Source organism: Streptomyces sp. NBC_00425, from assembly GCF_036030735.1.
Lineage (GTDB): Bacteria > Actinomycetota > Actinomycetes > Streptomycetales > Streptomycetaceae > Streptomyces.
Genome location: NZ_CP107928.1, coordinates 6,318,849 through 6,338,010 on the forward strand (window position 1 = coordinate 6,318,849; position 19,162 = coordinate 6,338,010).

The 19,162-nt window shown below is 70.4% G+C and carries 14 protein-coding genes; 13 read left to right on the forward strand and 1 reads right to left on the reverse strand.

Annotation, left to right across the window (positions count from 1 at the left end):
- Positions 1-35 precede the first annotated feature (35 nt).
- The 11 genes from OHS82_RS27630 to OHS82_RS27680 all read left to right on the forward strand — a co-directional run bounded on the left by OHS82_RS27630 (position 36) and on the right by OHS82_RS27680 (position 15,685).
- A complete protein-coding gene (locus tag OHS82_RS27630; RefSeq protein WP_057574663.1) occupies positions 36-2,687 on the forward strand; it encodes a valine--tRNA ligase in 2,652 nt (883 codons plus the stop codon).
- Positions 2,688-2,786: 99 nt separating this feature from the next.
- On the forward strand, positions 2,787-4,319 hold the full coding sequence (gene folC, locus OHS82_RS27635) for a bifunctional tetrahydrofolate synthase/dihydrofolate synthase (protein WP_328434737.1): 1,533 nt from the start codon (positions 2,787-2,789) through the stop codon (positions 4,317-4,319).
- A gap of 7 nt (positions 4,320-4,326) precedes the next feature.
- Positions 4,327-4,692 (forward strand): DUF4233 domain-containing protein, encoded by a 366-nt coding sequence (locus tag OHS82_RS27640; protein WP_057574665.1) that lies wholly within the window; start codon positions 4,327-4,329, stop codon positions 4,690-4,692.
- Positions 4,693-4,798: 106 nt separating this feature from the next.
- Entirely contained in the window at positions 4,799-5,212 is a 414-nt protein-coding gene (ndk, locus tag OHS82_RS27645; protein WP_057574666.1) for a nucleoside-diphosphate kinase, read from the forward strand.
- Positions 5,213-5,443: 231 nt separating this feature from the next.
- Positions 5,444-6,463, forward strand: coding sequence for a rod shape-determining protein (locus OHS82_RS27650; protein ID WP_054244925.1), 1,020 nt, complete (start codon positions 5,444-5,446; stop codon positions 6,461-6,463).
- A 203-nt stretch (positions 6,464-6,666) separates the two neighbouring features.
- Positions 6,667-7,605 carry a rod shape-determining protein MreC gene (mreC, locus tag OHS82_RS27655; protein WP_057574667.1) on the forward strand — a complete coding sequence of 313 codons (939 nt, stop codon included), beginning with the start codon at positions 6,667-6,669 and terminating at the stop codon, positions 7,603-7,605.
- Positions 7,606-7,620: 15 nt separating this feature from the next.
- Positions 7,621-8,292 (forward strand): rod shape-determining protein MreD, encoded by a 672-nt coding sequence (mreD, locus tag OHS82_RS27660; protein WP_057574668.1) that lies wholly within the window; start codon positions 7,621-7,623, stop codon positions 8,290-8,292.
- Between the two features lie 142 nt (positions 8,293-8,434).
- Positions 8,435-10,684, forward strand: coding sequence for a penicillin-binding protein 2 (gene mrdA / locus OHS82_RS27665; RefSeq protein WP_328434738.1), 2,250 nt, complete (start codon positions 8,435-8,437; stop codon positions 10,682-10,684).
- Positions 10,681-11,880, forward strand: a complete 1,200-nt coding sequence (gene rodA / locus OHS82_RS27670) for a rod shape-determining protein RodA (protein WP_057574670.1) — start codon at positions 10,681-10,683, stop codon at positions 11,878-11,880. Before mrdA ends, rodA begins: the two co-directional genes overlap by 4 nt.
- 93 nt (positions 11,881-11,973) lie before the next feature.
- Positions 11,974-13,614, forward strand: coding sequence for a CYTH and CHAD domain-containing protein (locus OHS82_RS27675; protein WP_057574671.1), 1,641 nt, complete (start codon positions 11,974-11,976; stop codon positions 13,612-13,614).
- 121 nt (positions 13,615-13,735) lie between these two features.
- Positions 13,736-15,685 (forward strand): TIGR03960 family B12-binding radical SAM protein, encoded by a 1,950-nt coding sequence (locus tag OHS82_RS27680; RefSeq protein ID WP_057574672.1) that lies wholly within the window; start codon positions 13,736-13,738, stop codon positions 15,683-15,685.
- Between the two features lie 48 nt (positions 15,686-15,733).
- Here the strand turns inward: OHS82_RS27680 and OHS82_RS27685 are convergent, their stop codons facing one another.
- A complete protein-coding gene (locus OHS82_RS27685; protein WP_328434739.1) occupies positions 15,734-16,480 on the reverse strand; it encodes a collagen-like triple helix repeat-containing protein in 747 nt (248 codons plus the stop codon).
- A 201-nt stretch (positions 16,481-16,681) separates the two neighbouring features.
- Here OHS82_RS27685 and OHS82_RS27690 point away from each other — a divergent pair, with 201 nt between their 5' ends.
- Together OHS82_RS27690 and OHS82_RS27695 are read left to right on the forward strand one after the other, a co-directional pair.
- Positions 16,682-17,833, forward strand: coding sequence for a glycosyltransferase (locus OHS82_RS27690; RefSeq protein ID WP_242432915.1), 1,152 nt, complete (start codon positions 16,682-16,684; stop codon positions 17,831-17,833).
- A gap of 141 nt (positions 17,834-17,974) precedes the next feature.
- The gene (locus tag OHS82_RS27695) at positions 17,975-19,114 is read left to right on the forward strand and encodes a hypothetical protein (RefSeq protein ID WP_328434740.1); all 1,140 of its coding nucleotides are present in this window, start codon (positions 17,975-17,977) and stop codon (positions 19,112-19,114) included.
- Positions 19,115-19,162: the final 48 nt, after the last annotated feature.

A 19,162-nucleotide genomic window follows, 5' to 3' on the forward strand; every position in this document is an offset into this window, starting at 1 on the left:
TCGGAACGGCCCCGTGACACCCCTAAACTGGGCCCGTGACCGAGAACGCTCAGCAGCAGCCATCAGCGCCCCACACCGAACTGCCGACCCAGTACGCGCCGGCCGATGTAGAGGGGCCGCTGTACGAGCGCTGGGTAGAGCGGGGCTACTTCGAGGCGGACGCCAAGAGCGAGAAGCCCCCGTACACGATCGTCATCCCCCCGCCGAACGTCACGGGCAGCCTGCACCTCGGACACGCCTTCGAGCACACGCTCATCGACGCCCTCACCCGCCGCAAGCGCATGCAGGGCTTCGAGACGCTCTGGCAGCCCGGCATGGACCACGCCGGCATCGCCACCCAGAACGTCGTCGAGCGTGAACTGGGCAAGGAGGGCAAGTCCCGTCACGACCTCGGCCGGGAGGCGTTCGTCGAGCGCGTCTGGCAGTGGAAGGGCGAGTCCGGCGGCCAGATCAGCGGCCAGATGCGCCGCCTCGGCGACGGCGTCGCGTGGTCCCGTGAGCGCTTCACCATGGACGAGGGCCTGTCCCAGGCCGTCCAGACCATCTTCAAGCGGCTCTACGACGACGAGCTGATCTACCGCGCCGAGCGCATCATCAACTGGTGTCCGCGCTGTCTGACGGCGATCTCGGACATCGAGGTCGAGTACCAGGACGACGACGGCGAGCTCGTCTCCATGAAGTACGGCGAGGGCGACGACACGATCGTCGTCGCCACCACGCGCGCGGAGACGATGCTCGGCGACACGGCCGTCGCCGTCCACCCCGACGACGAGCGCTACAAGCACCTGATCGGCAAGCTGATCCGGCTGCCGCTGACGGACCGTTCCATCCCGGTCGTCGCCGACACCCACGTCGACCCCGAGTTCGGCACCGGCGCGGTCAAGGTGACCCCGGCGCACGACCCGAACGACTTCGAGATCGGCCGGCGCCACGACCTGCCGTCGCTCACCGTCATGGACGAGCACGCGGTCATCACCGCCCACGGCCCCTTCCAGGGCCTGGACCGGCTCGAGGCCCGCTCCGCCATCGTCGCCGCGCTGCGCGCCGAGGGCCGGATCGTCGCCGAGAAGCGCCCGTACGTCCACTCCGTCGGCCACTGCTCGCGCTGCAAGACCACCATCGAGCCGCGCCTGTCCATGCAGTGGTGGGTCAAGGTCGGCCCGCTGGCGAAGGCCGCCGGTGACGCCGTCCGCGACGGCCGCGTCAAGATCCACCCGCAGGAGATGGAGAAGCGGTACTTCGACTGGGTCGACAACCTCCACGACTGGTGCATCTCACGGCAGTTGTGGTGGGGTCACCGCATCCCCGTCTGGTACGGGCCGAACGGCGAGGTCGTCTGCGTCGGTCCGGACGACGAGGCGCCGACCGGCGAGGGATGGCGGCAGGACACCGACGTCCTCGACACCTGGTTCTCCTCCGGCCTGTGGCCCTTCTCGACGCTCGGCTGGCCCGAACAGACCGAGTCGCTCGCGAAGTTCTACCCGAACTCCGTCCTGGTCACCGGCTACGACATCCTCTTCTTCTGGGTCGCCCGGATGATGATGTTCGGCCTGTACGCGATGGACGGCACCCCGCCGTTCCACACCATCGCCCTGCACGGGATGGTCCGCGACCAGTTCGGCAAGAAGATGTCGAAGTCCTTCGGCAACGCGGTCAATCCGCTGGACTGGATGGACAAGTACGGCTCCGACGCGCTCCGCTTCACCCTCGCGCGCGGCGCCAACCCCGGCGTCGACGTCCCGATCGGCGAGGACTGGGTCCAGGGCTCGCGCAACTTCGCCAACAAGATCTGGAACGCGACGCGCTTCGCGCTGATGAACGGCGCCACGGTCGACGGCCCGCTGCCGGACGCCTCGCAGATGTCGGCGGCCGACCGCTGGATCCTCTCCCGTCTCAACTCCGTCGTCGCGGAAGTCGACGCGCTCTACGAGGACTACCAGTTCGCGAAGCTCTCCGACGCGCTGTTCCACTTCGCCTGGGACGAGGTCTTCGACTGGTACGTCGAGCTGTCCAAGACGACGTTCATGGCCGGCGGGGAGCCCGCGAAGGTCTCCGGCCGCGTCCTCGGCGAGGTCCTCGACGTCACGCTGAAGCTGCTGCACCCGATCGTCCCGTTCGTCACGGAGACCCTCTGGACGACGCTGACCGGCGGCGAGTCCGTCGTCATCGCCGAGTGGCCGACCGCTGTGTTCGTTCCTGGGGCCGACGCCCCGGGGGGCTTCCGGGACGCCGCCGCTGAGCGTGAGATCGAGAGCCTTCAGTCGGTCATCACCGAGGTCCGCCGTTTCCGCGCCGACCAGGGTCTCCAGCCGGGCCAGCGGGTCCCCGCCCGCCTGACGCTCGACGGCACGGCGCTGGCGTCCCACGAGGCCGCCATCCGGCAGCTGCTGCGCCTGCAGCCCGAGGGCGAGAGCTTCTCCGCCACGGCTACCCTGCCGGTCGCGGGCGCCACGGTCGCGCTGGACCTGTCCGGCACGATCGACGTGGCCGCGGAGCGCAAGCGGCTCGCCAAGGACCTGGCCGCCGCCGAGAAGGAGAAGGCCCAGGCGGGCGCCAAGCTCGGCAACGAGGCGTTCCTGGCGAAGGCCCCGGACAACGTGGTCGACAAGATCCGCACCCGCCTCGCCAAGGCGGACGAGGACATCGCCCGTATCCAGGCCCAGCTGGAGCGTCTGCCGCAGGCGTAGGACACCGCATCGGGCGAAGGCCCCCGGGACCGGCACGGTTCCGGGGGCCTTCGCCCACCTCCGCCCACCTCTGTCACCGCCCGTCCGTAGACTGGGCCCGTGAGCGAGCTCCCCCCGAACGGCAACCCAGACGACCTGCCCGCCCCCTTCGAGCCCCTCGATCCCTTCGACGAGATCATCGCCGAGGAGACCGACCGTGACCCCGACCTCGCGGTGATCGAAGCCGGCAGCCGCACCCTGCGCACCCAGGGCGGCGCGCCGCAGTCCGACACGCCCGCGCGCCCCACGGACCCGGAGGTCGACAAGGCCCTGCGCGAGGTCGAGGCCGAGCTGGCCACCCGCTGGGGCGAGACCAAGCTGGAGCCCTCCGTCGACCGCATCGCCGCGCTGATGGACGTGCTGGGGGAGCCGCAGCGCTCGTACCCCTCGATCCACATCACCGGCACCAACGGCAAGACGTCGACCGCACGCATGATCGAGGCGCTGCTCGGCGCCTTCGAACTGCGCACCGGCCGTTACACGAGCCCCCACGTCCAGTCGATCACCGAGCGGATCAGCCTGGACGGCGCCCCCCTCTCCGCCGAGCGGTTCATCGAGACGTACGACGACGTCAAGGCGTACGTCGAGATGGTCGACGGCATGCAGGAGTACCGGCTGTCGTTCTTCGAGGTGCTGACCGGCATGGCCTACGCGGCCTTCGCCGACGCGCCCGTCGACGTCGCCGTGGTGGAGGTCGGCATGGGCGGCTCGTGGGACGCCACGAACGTGATCGACGGCGACGTGGCCGTCGTCACGCCCATCGATCTCGACCACACCGACCGACTCGGCGAGACGCCCGGGGCGATCGCCGCCGAGAAGGGCGGGATCATCAAGCAGGACGCCACGGTCATCCTCGCCCAGCAGCCCGTCGACGCGGCGCAGGTGCTGCTGAGGAAGGCCGTCGAGGTCGACGCCACGGTCGCCCGGGAAGGGCTGGAGTTCGGGGTCGTCGCCCGCCAGGTCGCCGTCGGCGGACAGCTCGTCACCCTGCGCGGCCTCGGCGGCGAGTACCCCGAGGTGTACCTGCCGCTGCACGGCCCCTACCAGGCGCACAACGCGGCCGTCGCGCTCGCCGCCGTCGAGGCGTTCTTCGGCGTCGGCTCCCAGCGGCCCGAACCGCTCGACATCGACACCGTGCGCAAGGCGTTCGCGGCGGTGTCCTCGCCGGGCCGCCTCGAGGTCGTCCGGCGCTCCCCGACCGTCGTGCTGGAGGCCGCGCACAACCCGGCCGGCGCCCGCGCCACCGCCGAGGCCGTCGGCGAGGCCTTCGACTTCTCCCGACTGATCGGCGTGGTCGGGGCCAGCGCGGACAAGAACGTCCGGGGACTCCTCGAGGCCTTCGAGCCGATCTTCGCCGAGGTCGTGGTCACCCAGAACACGAGCCATCGCGCGATGGACGCCGACGAGCTCGCCGCGATCGCCGTCGAGGTGTTCGGCGACGACCGCGTCCAGGTCGAGCCCCGGCTGCCGGACGCCCTCGAGGCGGCCATCACGCTCGCCGAGGAAGAGGGCGAGTTCGCCGGCGGGGGCGTGCTCGTCACCGGTTCCGTCATCACTGTCGGCGAGGCCCGACTGCTCCTCGGGAAGGGCTGAGGACACCATGCGCACTCTCTGTTCCTCGACCCTGATCGGCGAGTTCTTCGTCATCGGCTTCGCCGGCCTGGTCGCCATGAAGGACGCCGACCTGTCCACGTCCACGGTGTGGACGGTCTGCGGCGTCGCCATGCTCCTCAGCGTGCTGCTGTGCGGCGTGGTCACCCGGCCCGGGGGCGTCGCCCTCGGCTGGGCGCTGCAGATCGCTCTCGTCGCCTCCGGGTTCTTCGTCCCGATCATGTTCTTCATGGGAGTGCTCTTCGGCGCGCTGTGGTGGGCTTCGGTGCACTACGGCAGGAAGGTCGACGAGGCGAAGGCGCGCTTCGCCGCGCAGGCCGCAGGCCCCTCCCCGGACCCTGCTGACGCTGTGTGACAAACGCCGGGACACGCCCTGTAACCTCATCCCACCGCACCCGCCGGCGCCGCCACCCGGCGCCGGAGCATCGGCACAGCACACCGGTAGTAGAAGGAGTTCCCTCGTGAGCCAGCGCACCCTCGTCCTGCTCAAGCCCGACGCCGTCCGTCGTGGCCTGACCGGCGAGATCATCAGCCGTATCGAGCGCAAGGCCGGCTGGCGGATCACGGCGCTGGAGCTGCGCACCCTGGACCAGGACACGCTGGAGCAGCACTACGGCGAGCACAAGGGCAAGCCCTTCTACGAGCCGCTGGTGCAGTTCATGGCCTCCGGCCCGGTCGTCGCGCTGATCGTCGAGGGCGATCGGGTCATCGAGGGCGTGCGCGCGCTGGCCGGCCCGACCGACCCGATCGCCGCCGCGCCCGGCTCCATCCGCGGCGACTACGGTGTGATCGTCCGCGAGAACCTGATCCACGCGTCCGACTCCGAGGAGTCGGCCGAGCGCGAGGTGAAGATCTTCTTCCCCGGTCGCGCCTGATCCGGAGGGCTTTCGCAGCGATTGAACGGGCGATCGAGGGAACGTGAGCCCCCGAACGCCCGTCTCCGGAAGCGAACCCACACAGCATCTGCAAACAATGGCGGAGACCGCTCCGCAGTGTTCGTGCAGGCGCGTTTACGATGGAAGCCTTCACGTCACAGCACCCACCTCGCCGACCTGAAAAGCCCTCAAAGCTCATGGAAGGCCAGTCGAATCCTGATGGGGAACTCAATGTCGTTCATCGGCCGTGACATGGCTGTCGACCTCGGGACCGCCAACACGCTGGTGTACGTCAGGGGTCGCGGGATCGTACTCAACGAGCCGTCCGTCGTCGCGATCAACACCAACACCGGTGGCATCCTCGCGGTCGGCGCCGAAGCGAAGAAGATGATCGGGCGCACGCCGGGCAACATCGTCGCCGTGCGTCCGCTGAAGGACGGCGTGATCGCCGACTTCGAGATCACCGAGCGGATGCTCCGTTACTTCATCCTGAAGATCCACAAGCGGCGGTATCTGGCTCGGCCGCGGGTCGTCGTCTGCGTGCCCTCGGGCATCACGGGCGTCGAGCGCCGTGCCGTCATCGAGGCGTCGACCCAGGCCGGCGCCCGCCAGGTGCACATCATCGAGGAGCCCATGGCCGCGGCCATCGGTTCCGGCCTGCCGGTCCACGAGGCCACGGGCAACATGGTGGTGGACATCGGCGGCGGCACGACGGAGGTCGCGGTCATCTCGCTCGGCGGCATCGTCACCGCCCAGTCCATCCGCGTCGCGGGTGACGAGCTGGACAGCTCGATCATCCAGCACATCAAGAAGGAGTACTCGCTCCTCCTCGGTGAGCGGACGGCTGAGCAGATCAAGATCACGATCGGTTCCGCCTACGACCTCGACGACGACCAGCACACCGAAATCCGCGGCCGTGACCTCGTGTCCGGGCTGCCCAAGACCGTCGTCATCTCGGCCGCCGAGGTGCGCAAGGCGATCGAGGAACCGGTCAACGCGATCGTCGACGCCGTGAAGACCACCCTCGACAAGTGTCCGCCGGAGCTGTCCGGCGACATCATGGACCGCGGAATCGTTCTGACCGGCGGCGGAGCCCTGCTGCGCGGGCTGGACGAGCGGCTGCGCCGGGAGACCGGCATGCCCATCCACATCGCGGAGGACCCGCTGGACAGCGTGGCGCTCGGCTCCGGCAAGTGCGTCGAGGAGTTCGAGGCGCTCCAGCAGGTCCTGGACGCCGCGCCGCGCAGATGACGTAACGCTTCGATTCCGCCGTACGGGATGATCTCCTCTCGTGCGGCGGATCGTTGATCCAGAGGCATAAGCTCCGACAAAAGCGCCCTTGGCCATCCTGGCCCGGGGCTGCCCGACTTAACCATTCCGATTCCCGGAACCCGACACCTGCTTCCTGATTCCTGTTCTTGGTTTTTTCTCGAGGAAGGGCACGGCCGCCGCACGTGAGGGACACACGAGAGAGCCGGCTGCTCCTGGTGCTGCTGATCGCCGTCGCGTTCGCGCTGATCACGGTGGACATCCGCGGCGGGGAGGACTCCCCGGTCGACGGTGCCCGGCAGGCCGCGGCCGCGGCCTTCGGCCCGATCGAGGACGGCGTGGCGTCGGCGGTGGACCCCGTCGGCAACGCCGTCTCCGCCGTCCGCGACTCCGGTGAACGGCACGACCGGCTCACCGATCTGGAGCAGGAGAACGCGGCTCTCAAGGCGAAGCTCGGCAGCGACGACCGCAACCGCAGCCGACTGGCGCAGCTCGACAAGACGCTGAAGATCGCCGGCGCCGGCCAGTACGGCATCAAGGGCGCGGAGGTCATCGCGATAGGAGCGGCCCAGGGCTTCTCCTGGACCATCACCATCGACATCGGCGCGCGGGACGGCGTCAAGCGCGACATGACGGTCCTCAACGGGGACGGGCTGGTCGGGCGGGTCACCACCGTCGGCCCGAACACCGCGACCGTCCTGCTGGCCAGCGACCCCGACTTCACCGTCGGCACCCGGATGGAGGCGTCCGACGAGCTCGGCTTCGCCTCAGGGCAGGGCGACCGGCCGCTGCGCGTCGAACTCCTCAACGGCAAGGCCGACGTGAAGAAGGGCGACCGGCTGGTCACCTTCGGCTCGCAGGCCGACAAGCCCTTCGTGCCCGGCGTCCCCGTCGGCATCGTCTCCCGCGTCGACCCGTCCGGCGGCGACCTCACCCGCACCCTCTATGTCACGCCGTACGTCAGCTACACCAAGCTCGACATCGTGGGCGTCGTCGTCGAGGCCCCGAAGAAGGATCCGCGCGACACCGTGCTCCCCTCGAAGCCCAAACCGGTCCCCACGCCGACGGTGACCGTCACGGTCACGCCGAGCGCGAACGCACCCGAAGACGGCCAGCAGCAGTAGGAGCTGACAACCCCCATGCGCGTCAACCGGATCCTGCTCTCCGTTCCGCTGGTCGTGGTCGCCCTGGTGATCCAGGTGAGCGTCCTCGCCCGCCTCCACCTCCCGGGGGCCGTCCCCGACCTGCTCCTGCTCACCGTCCTGGGCCTCGCCATGGTGTACGGCCATGTCGGCGGCGCCCTCGTCGGCTTCGGCGCCGGCCTGCTCGCCGACCTGGCGCCCCCCGCCGACCACGCCGCCGGCCGCTACGCCCTCGTGCTGTGCGTGATCGGTTACCTCGCAGGGCTCGCCAAGCCCGAGACCGGGCAGATCAAGTCGGCCACCGGTCCGATGGTCGTGGTGGTCGGCGCCGCCATCGGCTCCACCCTGCTGTACGCCGGGGTGGGCGCCCTCGTCGGCGACACCGCCGCCCGCCATGTCGGCCTCACCGGGCTGCTGTTCACGGCCGCGCTGTACGACCTGCTGCTCGCGCCGTTCGTGGTCCCCGCGATCATGTTCCTGGCGCGGCGCGCCGACAACGACCCCCTCGCGGAGACCAACTCCGCGGCCAACAGCCCCGACATCTCCTCCGGCTGGCTCTCCTCCGGGACGGGTCTGCGGATCGGCGGGCAGCGAGGCGGCCTCAAGCTGAAGGCGGCCAAGTCACGGGCGACCCGGGCGGGCCGCATCAAGGGGGTCAAGCGGCTGTGAGCGCCGGTGCCCGCGCGCTGAGCGCGTCCGTGCAGGAATCACCCGAACGGGGCAAGGTCAGGCGGAACGAGGCCTCACAGGCCGGTCGTTCATCATTCGTCCGCGCACACACGTTCGCGCACCGAGAGGGGGAGCAGCCGCAGTGACCAACATCCCCGAGACCGGTCGGACCCCACGGGTCCAGATCCGGCTCGTCGTGATCCAGATCCTCGTCCTCTCCCTGCTCGGCACCCTCGGCGGCCGCCTGTGGTACCTCCAGATCCGGGAGGGCGCGGCGTACGCCAAGGAGGCCTCCGGCAACCACGTCCAGCAGGTCGTCGAGCCCGCCGTGCGCGGCTCGATCCTGGACGCGCGCGGGGTGCCCCTCGCCGACAACGAGACACGGCTCGTGGTCTCCGCCTCCCGCACCGACCTGCTGAAGCAGAAGGACGACGGCGCGGCGGTCCTGGCCAAGCTCGCGGGGGTCCTCGGCATGAAGCCGGACGAGGTCGCGCAGAAGGTCCGGCTGTGCGACGCGAAGACCCCCCAGCCCTGCTGGAACGGCTCGCCGTACCAGCCGATCCCCATCACCGACGAGGCGACGGCCAAGCAGGCCCTCCAGATCCGCGAACGCGCCGAGGACTTCCCGGGCATCACGGCCGAGCCCGAGGCCGTGCGTCGTTACGCGGCCCCCGGCAACGCCAACACCGCCCAGGTCCTCGGCTATCTCTCGCCGGTCACCGACGACGAGATCACCAAGGCCCAGGACAGCGACTCGCCCTACCTGCGTTCCGACCAGGTCGGCCGCTCCGGCCTGGAGCGCCAGTACGACAAGGAGCTGCGCGGCAAGGCCGGCGTCACCCGCTACGAGGTCGACAACCTCGGCCGTGTCATCGGCGAGGCCGAGGCGGACGAGGCGCAGCCCGGCGCCAACCTCGTCACCAGCATCGACGCCCGCGTCCAGCGGGTCGCCGAGTACGAGCTGAGCAACGCGATGAAGGTGGCCCGCCAGTCCTTCGACAAGATCACCGGCGAGAACTACAAGGCCGACTCCGGGGCGGTCGTGGTGATGGAGGCCAAGACCGGCCGGGTCGTCGCCATGGCGTCCGCCCCGGCCTACGACCCCAACGTCTGGGTCGGCGGGATCTCCGCCAAGGACTACCGGAAGCTCACCGGCAAGAACTCCGACTACCCGCTGCTCAACCGGGCCATACAGGGTCAGTCGGCGCCCGGTTCGACGTTCAAGGTGGTCTCCACGGCCGCCGCGGTCGAGGCGGGCTACGAGTGGGACGGCGGCTACCCGTGCACCAGCTCGTACTCGGTGGGCGGCCAGGTCTTCAAGAACTTCGAGGGGGAGAGTTTCGGCCCCATCTCGCTCGGCCGGGCCCTCGAGGTCTCCTGCGACACCGTCTTCTACGGCCTCGCGGACCGGGAGTGGAAGAAGGACGGCGGCATCAACCCGAAGAAGGGTGAGCCCAAGGACTACTTCTACAAGGCGGCCCACCAGTTCGGCCTCGGCAAGGAGACCGGCGTCGACCTGCCCAACGAGGTCACCGGCCGTGTCCCGGACCGTCAGTGGAAGGAGTCCTACTGGAAGGCCAACAAGGACTCCTGGTGCAAGTACGGCAAAAAGGGCGGCACCTACGTCGAGATGATCGCGTACGAGAACTGCCTCGAGGGCAACAAGATGCGCGAGGGCGACTCGATCAACTACTCCATCGGTCAGGGCGACACCCTCGTCACCCCGGTCCAGGAGGCCGTGATCTACGGGGCGCTCGCCAACGGCGGCACGATGTACACCCCGACCATCGGCAAGGCCATCGTCAGCGCCGACGGCAAGACCGTCCAGGAGATCAAGCCCAAGCCCAAGGGCCGGCTGCCGGTCGACAAGGCCACGATCAAGGGCATGGACGCCGCCCTGGAGGGCGTGGTCACCCGCGGTACCGCCGCCTGGAAGTTCGGCGGCTGGCCGCAGAAGGAGATCCCGCTGCACGCCAAGACCGGTACCGCGGAGGTCTACGGCAAGCAGACGACGTCCTGGCTGGCGACGTACAGCAAGGACTACACGGTCGTCATGACGATCGCTCAGGCCGGTACCGGTTCGGGCGCCTCCGGTGAGGCCGTGCGGCACATCTACAACGCGATGTACGGCGTCTCGGACGACGGCAAGATCGACAAGAAGAACGCCCTGCTGCCCGCCCCGCAGGTCGGTCTGCCGAAGGTCCAGGCGGACGGCACGATCAAGTCCCCGAAGGTCTCGAAGGACCCGGCCAAGGAGCAGCGCGCCAGCCAGCAGACCGCTCCGAAGCCGGATGAGACGCAGACCGCGGCCACCGTCCAGCAGAACACCGATCCCAACCGCGACACCCGCAGGCGACGGCGCAAGAGGGGAAGCCGGAGGATGTGCACATGAGCGGCGCGAACGGTTTCTCCGTCTCCGGATACGGGCCCGAGCGGGCCGGCTGGACCCGGGTCTTCGCCCGAGACTCGCTGGCCCGGCGGCTGGACTGGCCGATTCTGACGTCGGCGATCGCCCTGTCCCTGATCGGCTCGCTCCTGGTCTTCTCGGCGACCCGCAACCGCACCGAGATCAACCAGGGCGACCCGTACTACTTCCTCATCCGCCACCTCATGAACACCGGCATCGGGATCTGCCTGATGATCGGCACGGTCTGGCTCGGCCACCGCTCCCTGCGCAACGCGGTACCGGTCCTCTACGGCCTCTCGCTCATGGGGATCCTCGCGGTGCTGACCCCGCTCGGCTCGACGGTCAACGGCGCGCACTCCTGGATCGTGATCGGCGGCGGCTTCTCGCTCCAGCCCTCCGAGTTCGTGAAGATCACGATCATCCTGGGGATGGCGATGCTGCTCGCGGCCCGGGTCGACGCGGGCGACAAGCTCTACCCCGACCACCGCACGGTGCTCCAGGCCCTCGGCCTCGCGGCCGTCCCCATGCTGATCGTGATGCTGATGCCCGACCTCGGGTCCGTCATGGTCATGGTGATGATCGTGCTGGGGGTGCTGCTGGCCTCCGGAGCCTCCAACCGCTGGGTCTTCGGACTGCTCGGCGCGGGCGCGGCCGGTGCCGTCGCCGTATGGCAGCTGCACATCCTGGACGACTACCAGATCGCCCGCTTCGCCGCCTTCGCCAACCCCAGCCTCGACCCCGCGGGCGTCGGCTACAACACCAACCAGGCCCGCATCGCGATCGGCTCCGGCGGTCTCTCCGGCGCCGGTCTGTTCCACGGCTCGCAGACGACGGGCCAGTTCGTCCCGGAACAGCAGACGGACTTCGTCTTCACCGTCGCGGGCGAGGAACTGGGGTTCCTGGGCGCGGGTCTGATCATCGTCCTGCTCGGTGTGGTCCTGTGGCGCGCGTGCCGCATAGCGCGTGAGACCACGGAGCTGTACGGCACGATCGTCGCCGCGGGGATCGTGGCCTGGTTCGCCTTCCAGTCCTTCGAGAACATCGGGATGACTCTGGGGATCATGCCCGTGACGGGTCTGCCGCTGCCCTTCGTCTCCTACGGAGGCACGTCGATGTTCGCCGTCTGGGTGGCGGTGGGACTGCTGCAGTCCATCCGGGTGCAGCGGCCGATGTCCGCGTAAACGCGCGGAGACCTTGCGGTTTTCCCCGAGTTCGGCCGGTATCCGGGCCCGTACGCCCTGCCGTGCGGGCCCGACTCCGACTAGATTCAGTTCATGGCGGAGACGAAACGCGAGATCGAGCGCAAGTACGAATCCGATGACAGCGGGCTGCCCGACCTCACCGGCGTGGCCGGAGTCGCGTCCGTCCTCGACCAGGGCGTCGCCGAGCTGGACGCGATCTACTACGACACGTCCGACCTGCGCCTGGCAGCGGCGTCCATCACCCTGCGCCGTCGCACCGGCGGGTCCGACGCCGGCTGGCACCTGAAACTCCCCGTCGCCGCCGGCGTCCGGGACGAGATCCGGGCCCCGCTCTCCGACGGCGTGCCCGACGAGCTCGCCGGGCTGGTGCGCTCCCGCGTCCGCGAGGGGCAGCTCGTGCCCGTGGTGCGGCTCCGCTCGGAGCGCGACGTCCGCCTACTCCTCGACGCCGAGGGCCGGCTGCTCGCCGAGGCCAGCGTGGACGCCGTCCGGGCGGACCGGCTGTTCGGCGGCGAGGGCAGGGCCCAGTGGACCGAGATCGAGGTGGAGCTCGCCGACGGCGGCGATCCGGCCCTGCTCGACAAGCTGGACAAGAAGCTGCGCAAGGCGGGCGTGCGGCCCTCGAAGTCGGCTTCGAAGCTCGCGCGGGCTCTGGCGGAGACGGCGCCCAGGAAGAAGCGGGCCAGGGCGAAGGCGGCTGCCGAGGGCGACGAGATGAAGGCGGCGGCGAAGGGGAAGGGCGAGGCCAGCGGAAAGGGCGACGGCAAGGCGAAGGGCCACGCCAAGGGGAAGCCGGCGGTCGAGGCGGAAGGGGCGGGGCGCACGGCCCCGGACCGGGAGCCCGTGACCGCCGGTGATCATGTACTGGCGTACCTCCGTGCGCAGCGGGACGCGATCCTCGCGCTGGATCCGGCCGTCCGCCAGGACACCGAGGACGCCGTGCACGACATGCGTGTGGCCACCCGCCGGCTGCGCAGCACCTTCCGCTCCTTCCGCAAGGTCCTCGACCGGGGCGTCACCGACCCGATCGGCGTCGAGCTGAAGTGGCTGGCCGGCGAACTGGGCGTGGGCCGCGACCAGGAGGTGCTGGCCGAACGCCTCGGCGAAGGCCTCGACGGCCTGCCGGGCGCCCTCGTCTCCGGCCCGGTCGGCGAACGGCTGCAGACCTGGGCCAAGGCCCAGCACCACGGCTCCCGCCGCCGGCTGCTGGGCGTCCTCGACTCCGCGCGCTACCTGGCCCTGCTGGACGCCCTCGACGCCTTCGTCGCCGAACCGCCGCTGCGGACCGCCGCCGAGGGCAAGCCCGCCAAGGTGCTCGCCAAGGCCGTGCGACGGGATTTCGGGAAGGTGTCCGACCTCGTCGAACAGGCCCTTCAGGCACCGCCGGGCCGCGACCGCGACGAGGGCCTGCACGAGGCGCGCAAGAAGGCCAAGCGGACCCGGTACGCGGCGGAGACGGCGACCCCGGCGATCGGCCGGCCGGCCAAGGCGCTGGCCAAGTCCATGAAGTCGCTGCAGAGCCTGCTCGGTGAGCACCAGGACAGCGTCATGGCCCGGCAGACCCTGCGCGAGCTGTCCGCCGTGGCGCACGCGGCGGGCGAGAGCGCGTTCACGTACGGGCTCCTGTACGGACGGGAGGAACGGCGGGCCGAGCTGGTGGAGCAGGAGCTGCCGGCGGCCTGGGAGCGGATCCGCGGGGCGACGGAGGTTTGACGGCGGACCGCGGCGGTCCTTACGAGGGTGGGGGAGTCCTGCGGCCGGGTTAGGCTAGATGGTCACCCCCCAGCCTCCGCCCGGGGGGACCCCCCAGTCCGCTCACGAAGGTGCCCCCGCGATGTCTGTCGAGTCGGTCTTCCCGCAGCTCGAAGCACTGCTCCCGCATGTGCAGAAGCCGATCCAGTACGTGGGCGGCGAGCTCAACTCCACGGTCAAGCCCTGGGAGTCCTCGGACGTCCGCTGGGCGCTGATGTACCCGGACGCGTACGAGGTCGGCCTGCCCAACCAGGGCGTCATGATCCTCTACGAGGTGCTGAACGAGCAGGAGGGCGTCCTCGCCGAGCGCACCTACAGCGTGTGGCCGGACCTGGAGGCGCTGATGCGGGAGCACGCCGTCCCGCAGTTCACCGTGGACAGCCACCGTCCGGTGAAGGCCTTCGACGTCTTCGGTCTGTCCTTCTCCACGGAGCTGGGCTACACGAACATGCTGACCGCCCTGGACCTGGCCGGCATCCCGCTGGAGGCCGCGGACCGCACGATCGACGACCCGATCGTCCTCGCGGGCGGCCACGCGGCCTTCAACCCCGAGCCGATCGCCGACTTCATCGACGCGGCGGTCATCGGCGACGGCGAACAGGCCGTCCTCGACATGACGAAGATCATCCGCGAGTGGAAGGCCGAGGGCCGGCCCGGTGGCCGCGAGGAGGTCCTCCTGCGCCTCGCGAAGACGGGCGCGGTGTACATCCCGCGGTTCTACGACGTCGAGTACCTGCCGGACGGCCGGATCGCGCGTGTGGTGCCGAACAGGTCGGGCGTGCCGTGGCGTGTGTCCAAGCACACCGTCATGGACCTCGACGAGTGGCCCTACCCCAAGCAGCCGCTGGTCCCGCTCGCCGAGACGGTCCACGAGCGCATGTCGGTGGAGATCTTCCGCGGCTGCACCCGGGGCTGCCGTTTCTGCCAGGCCGGCATGATCACCCGCCCGGTGCGCGAGCGGTCCATCACGGGCATCGGCGAGATGGTCGAGAGGGGTCTGAAGGCCACCGGCTTCGAGGAGGTCGGCCTGCTCTCGCTGTCGAGCGCCGACCACAGCGAGATCGGCGAGGTCGCCAAGGGACTCGCGGACCGCTACGAGGAGGACAAGATCGGTCTGTCCCTCCCCTCCACCCGCGTGGACGCCTTCAACGTCGACCTGGCGAACGAGCTGACGCGCAACGGCCGCCGCTCGGGCCTGACGTTCGCGCCCGAGGGCGGCTCGGAGCGCATGCGCAAGGTCATCAACAAGATGGTCTCCGAGGAGGACCTGATCCGCACCGTCTCCACCGCGTACGGAAACGGCTGGCGTCAGGTGAAGCTGTACTTCATGTGCGGCCTTCCCACGGAGACGGACGAGGACGTCCTGCAGATCGCCGACATGGCGATGAACGTGATCGCCGAGGGCCGTAAGGTCTCCGGCCAGAACGACATCCGCTGCACGGTCTCCATCGGCGGGTTCGTGCCCAAGCCGCACACCCCCTTCCAGTGGGCCCCGCAGCTCTCCGCCGAGGAGACGGACGCGCGCCTGCAGAAGCTCCGGGACAAGATCCGCGGCGACAAGAAGTACGGCCGCTCCATCGGCTTCCGCTACCACGACGGCAAGCCCGGCATCGTCGAGGGCCTGCTCTCGCGCGGCGACCGCCGCATCGGCGCGGTCATCCGGGCCGTCTACGAGGACGGCGGCCGTTTCGACGGCTGGCGCGAGCACTTCTCCTACGACCGCTGGATGAGCTGCGCCGACAAGACGCTGCCCGCCTTCGGCGTGGACGTCGACTGGTACACGACCCGGGAGAAGACGTACGAGGAGGTCCTGCCCTGGGACCACCTGGACTCGGGCCTCGACAAGGACTGGCTCTGGGAGGACTGGCAGGACGCCCTCGACGAGACCGAGGTCGAGGACTGCCGCTGGACCCCCTGCTTCGACTGCGGCGTCTGCCCGGCGATGGACACCCACATCCAGATCGGCCCGACCGGCCAGAAGCTGCTGCCGCTGACCGTGAAGCAGCCGGCGGGCAGCGGGCACGCGCACTGAGTCCGGCGAACGGCCCCCCTCTCCCGGCGGAAAGGGGGGCCTTCGACGTCAGGTGGCGCGGCGGAGGCTGTCGTTGCTTCCCGGTTCCGGGGAGTTCAACGGCTGCCAGGCCAGGGTCGGGAACGCGGGGTCGGGACAGGTCAGGGTTGCCCGGCCGGCGACCTGGCTCGCCCTGCAGATGATCTCGAAGACCTGGCCCGTGGTGGTCAGGACGTCGATCTTGATCCCCGCCAGGTCCTGCGCGCCCTGACTGTGCTCGTTGATCGACACCCCGCAGGCGAAACCCGCCGCGCCTCCGTTCGGATACCCGGTCCTGGTGCTGAGGTCGGTCCACCGCAGGAGGTGGTCGGCGTTGGGGCGGACGTCGCGGATGCCCGCGTAGGTGAAACCGCCGGTCACCGCACCGCGGACCTCGTACACCTGCTGGTCCTGGTAGGCGTCGATGTCGACGCACGGTCCCGTCGGGCCGGTACTGCCCGGCTGACCCGGCTGACCCGGTTCGCCCGGGGCGCCGGTCGGGCCCGTCGGACCGGTGGCGCCCCGGGGACCCCTCGGGCCGCGGCACCTGTCCTTGCCGCCGGCCTGACTTGCACGGTGCGGTTTCGGCTTGCACTTGTCGCCCCCGGCGACGGCCGCCGTCCGTGTTCCCTCGGTGGCGCTGCCCGCCGCCGCGGCCGCCGGGCTGATCAGGCCGGCCGCCAGGATCACGGCGAGCGAGGCCAGCATGCCGGCCTGCTTGCACCTGTGCCGGGCCACCGGCCCGAGGGGGGAGTCTGGTCCGAACTCATGCCGCATGTGCGTGCTCCTCGCGATCGACCGGTCCGGGCGCATCCCGGCCGTGTGGGCGAGCTTGGACGACGTGAAGCGGCTCGATCGAGACACGAGGCCCGCATCATCACTTTTATCGACGTATCGGACTAATCGACGCGCACTGATGGGGGCATTCCGCGCGTGGGACGGGCGACCGGTGAGCGGGCCTGTGTCACGTTGACGCCCGTGAAACACCAGACCCTCTGCCTGTGCATGATCGTCAAGGACGAATCGCAGGTGATCGGCCGCTGCCTGGAGTCCGTGCGCCCTCTCATCGACTACTGGGTGATCTCCGACACCGGGTCGACGGACGCGACGCGGGAAGTGATCCGGGAGGTGCTCGACGGCATTCCGGGGGAGCTCCACGACGAGCCCTGGGTCGACTTCGGGCACAACCGGACACGGAACATCCGGCATGCCCTCGGCAAGGCCGACTACCTGCTCACGCTCGACGCCGACCACGTCGTGCGGCAGGACGCCCCGCTGCCCCGGCTGACGGCGGACTCGTACATGCTGCGCTACGACACCCCCGGCTCCCAGCACCGCTTCAAGCACCTCATGCGCGGCGACCGCGCGTGGCGGTACGAGGGCGTCACCCACGAGTACCCCTGCACCGACGGTCCCGACCGGCAGGAGAACCTCGACGCGCTCGTCATCGAGGACCACGCGGACGGCGGCTGCCGCGGGGACAAGTTCGAGCGCGACGCGCGGTTGCTGCGCGCCGAGTTCGAGCGCGATCCGGCCAACCCGCGCACGGTCTTCTACCTCGCCAACACCGAACGCGACCTGGGGCACGCGGACGAGGCGATCGCGCTGTACGAGCGGCGGGCCGAACTGGGCGGCTGGGGCGAGGAGGTGTACTGCTCGCTCCTCGAGGCCGGGATCCTCCGGGCGGAGGGGGCTGACGACTGGTCGGGGGCCATGGACACGTTCTCCCGTGCCTGGGAGTCCCGGCCCGCCCGGCTCGAGGCCGTCTACGAACTGGCCTCGCGACTGCGCCTGCGAGGCCGCTACCACACGGCGTACTCCCTGCTCGGCGCGGTCGTCGGCCGCCCCGAGCCGGACGATCTTCTCTTCACCAGGTCCTGGGTGTACCAGTGGGGGCTCCTCTTCGAGTTCTCCATCTGCGCCTACTGGGTCGGCGACCACGCGGCCGCCGTCCGGGCCTGCGACGTGCTGTCGGCCATGCCGGACCTGCCCGACGCCATCCGCCGCCAGACGGAGACCAACCGGGAGTTCTCCGTCCCCCACGTCAAGGCCCAGGCCTCCACGATCACCCCGGTACGCCGTCCGAAGGCGTCCCGGGCGGGGAAGGCGGCGCGGGTCCGCAAGCGGTAGTCAGCCCTGACGCTCCCTCATGACCCGTCCGCGCACATCCGTATCCGTCCGTACCTGTCGGCGCCCGTCCGTGTGGGGCCGTTCGGGTCAGCGCCCTCGCATCGGCGCATCCGCCGAGCCCGTTGTGGCGTCTACGTCCACATGGACCTGCAGAAACCGACCGCCGAACCGCCCGAGCTGCCGCCCGCGTCAGGCGACCGGGCACCCGAGGGGTGCCTGGTCGTCGCGATCCGGCTGCCCGTGCGGATCGTCGTGCTCGTGCTGGTCGTGCCCGTGCGGATGGCGTGGGACCTTCTCGTCGTCGCGGGACGGTTCCTCCGGGACACCGTGCTGCGGCCGTTCGTGCGGGCCCTGCTCTGGCTCGGGAAGGCGCTGTTCGTCCTGCCGCTGATCGGCCTGTGGCGGTACGTCCTGACCCCCGCGGGCAAGGCGCTCGCCTGGCTCGGACACGTGCTGCTGGTCGTACCGGCGCTCTGGCTGTACCGGTACGTCCTGACACCGCTCGGGCAGGGCGTCGCCTGGCTGGCGCGGACGGCCGGGGCCGGGTTCGGGTGGCTGTACGCGCGCGTGCTGACGCCGGTGGGGCACGCGCTCGCGTGGCTGGCCAAGGGGATCGGAGCCGTCCTCGCCGCCGTCGGGGTCGGCTCGTACACGGCCGTCACCTGGCTGCTTCGCCACCTCGTCGTCGTCCCCGCCCGGTGGCTGCACACGTGGATCCTCGCGCCGGTCGGCCGGGCCGTCGCCTGGTGCGCGCTCGGGGTGGGGCGCCTCCTGGCGCTGCTGTTCAGCGGGATCGGGACCGTCCTGTACTGGACCGCCAGGATCCTGGTCGCGCTGCCCGCGGCCGCCCTGTGGCGCTGGGTGCTCGCCCCCGCCGGCCGCGTCCTCGCGGTCGTCGCCCGGGAGGTGGGGGACGCGCTCGGGCACGCCTGGCGGGTCGCCGGACACCTCTCGCTGACGGTCGGGAGGTTCCTCGGGACCCTCCTGCGGTGGATCTTCGTCGAGCCGGTGCGCTGGGTGTACCGAACCGTCCTCACCCCGGTCGGGCACGCCGTCCGCGACGCCGTGCTGCGGCCCGCCGCCCGTGCCGCGCGCAGCGTGGGCCGGGCCACCCGGCAGGCGCTGGACGCCGCCCGGGAGACGGCACGGCAGGCCCGCGCCGACGTGCGGCAGCTGCTCTTCGGGAAGCCGCTGCAACCGGAGGCTGTCGGCCGGCGGGAACCATCGACGGGCGAGGCACGTACTCTTGGTAGCAGTACGACCGCTCTCACGAAGGACTGAACGACACTGGGCAAGCGACAGCCCGAAGGCCCGCCGCCCGCACCCGCG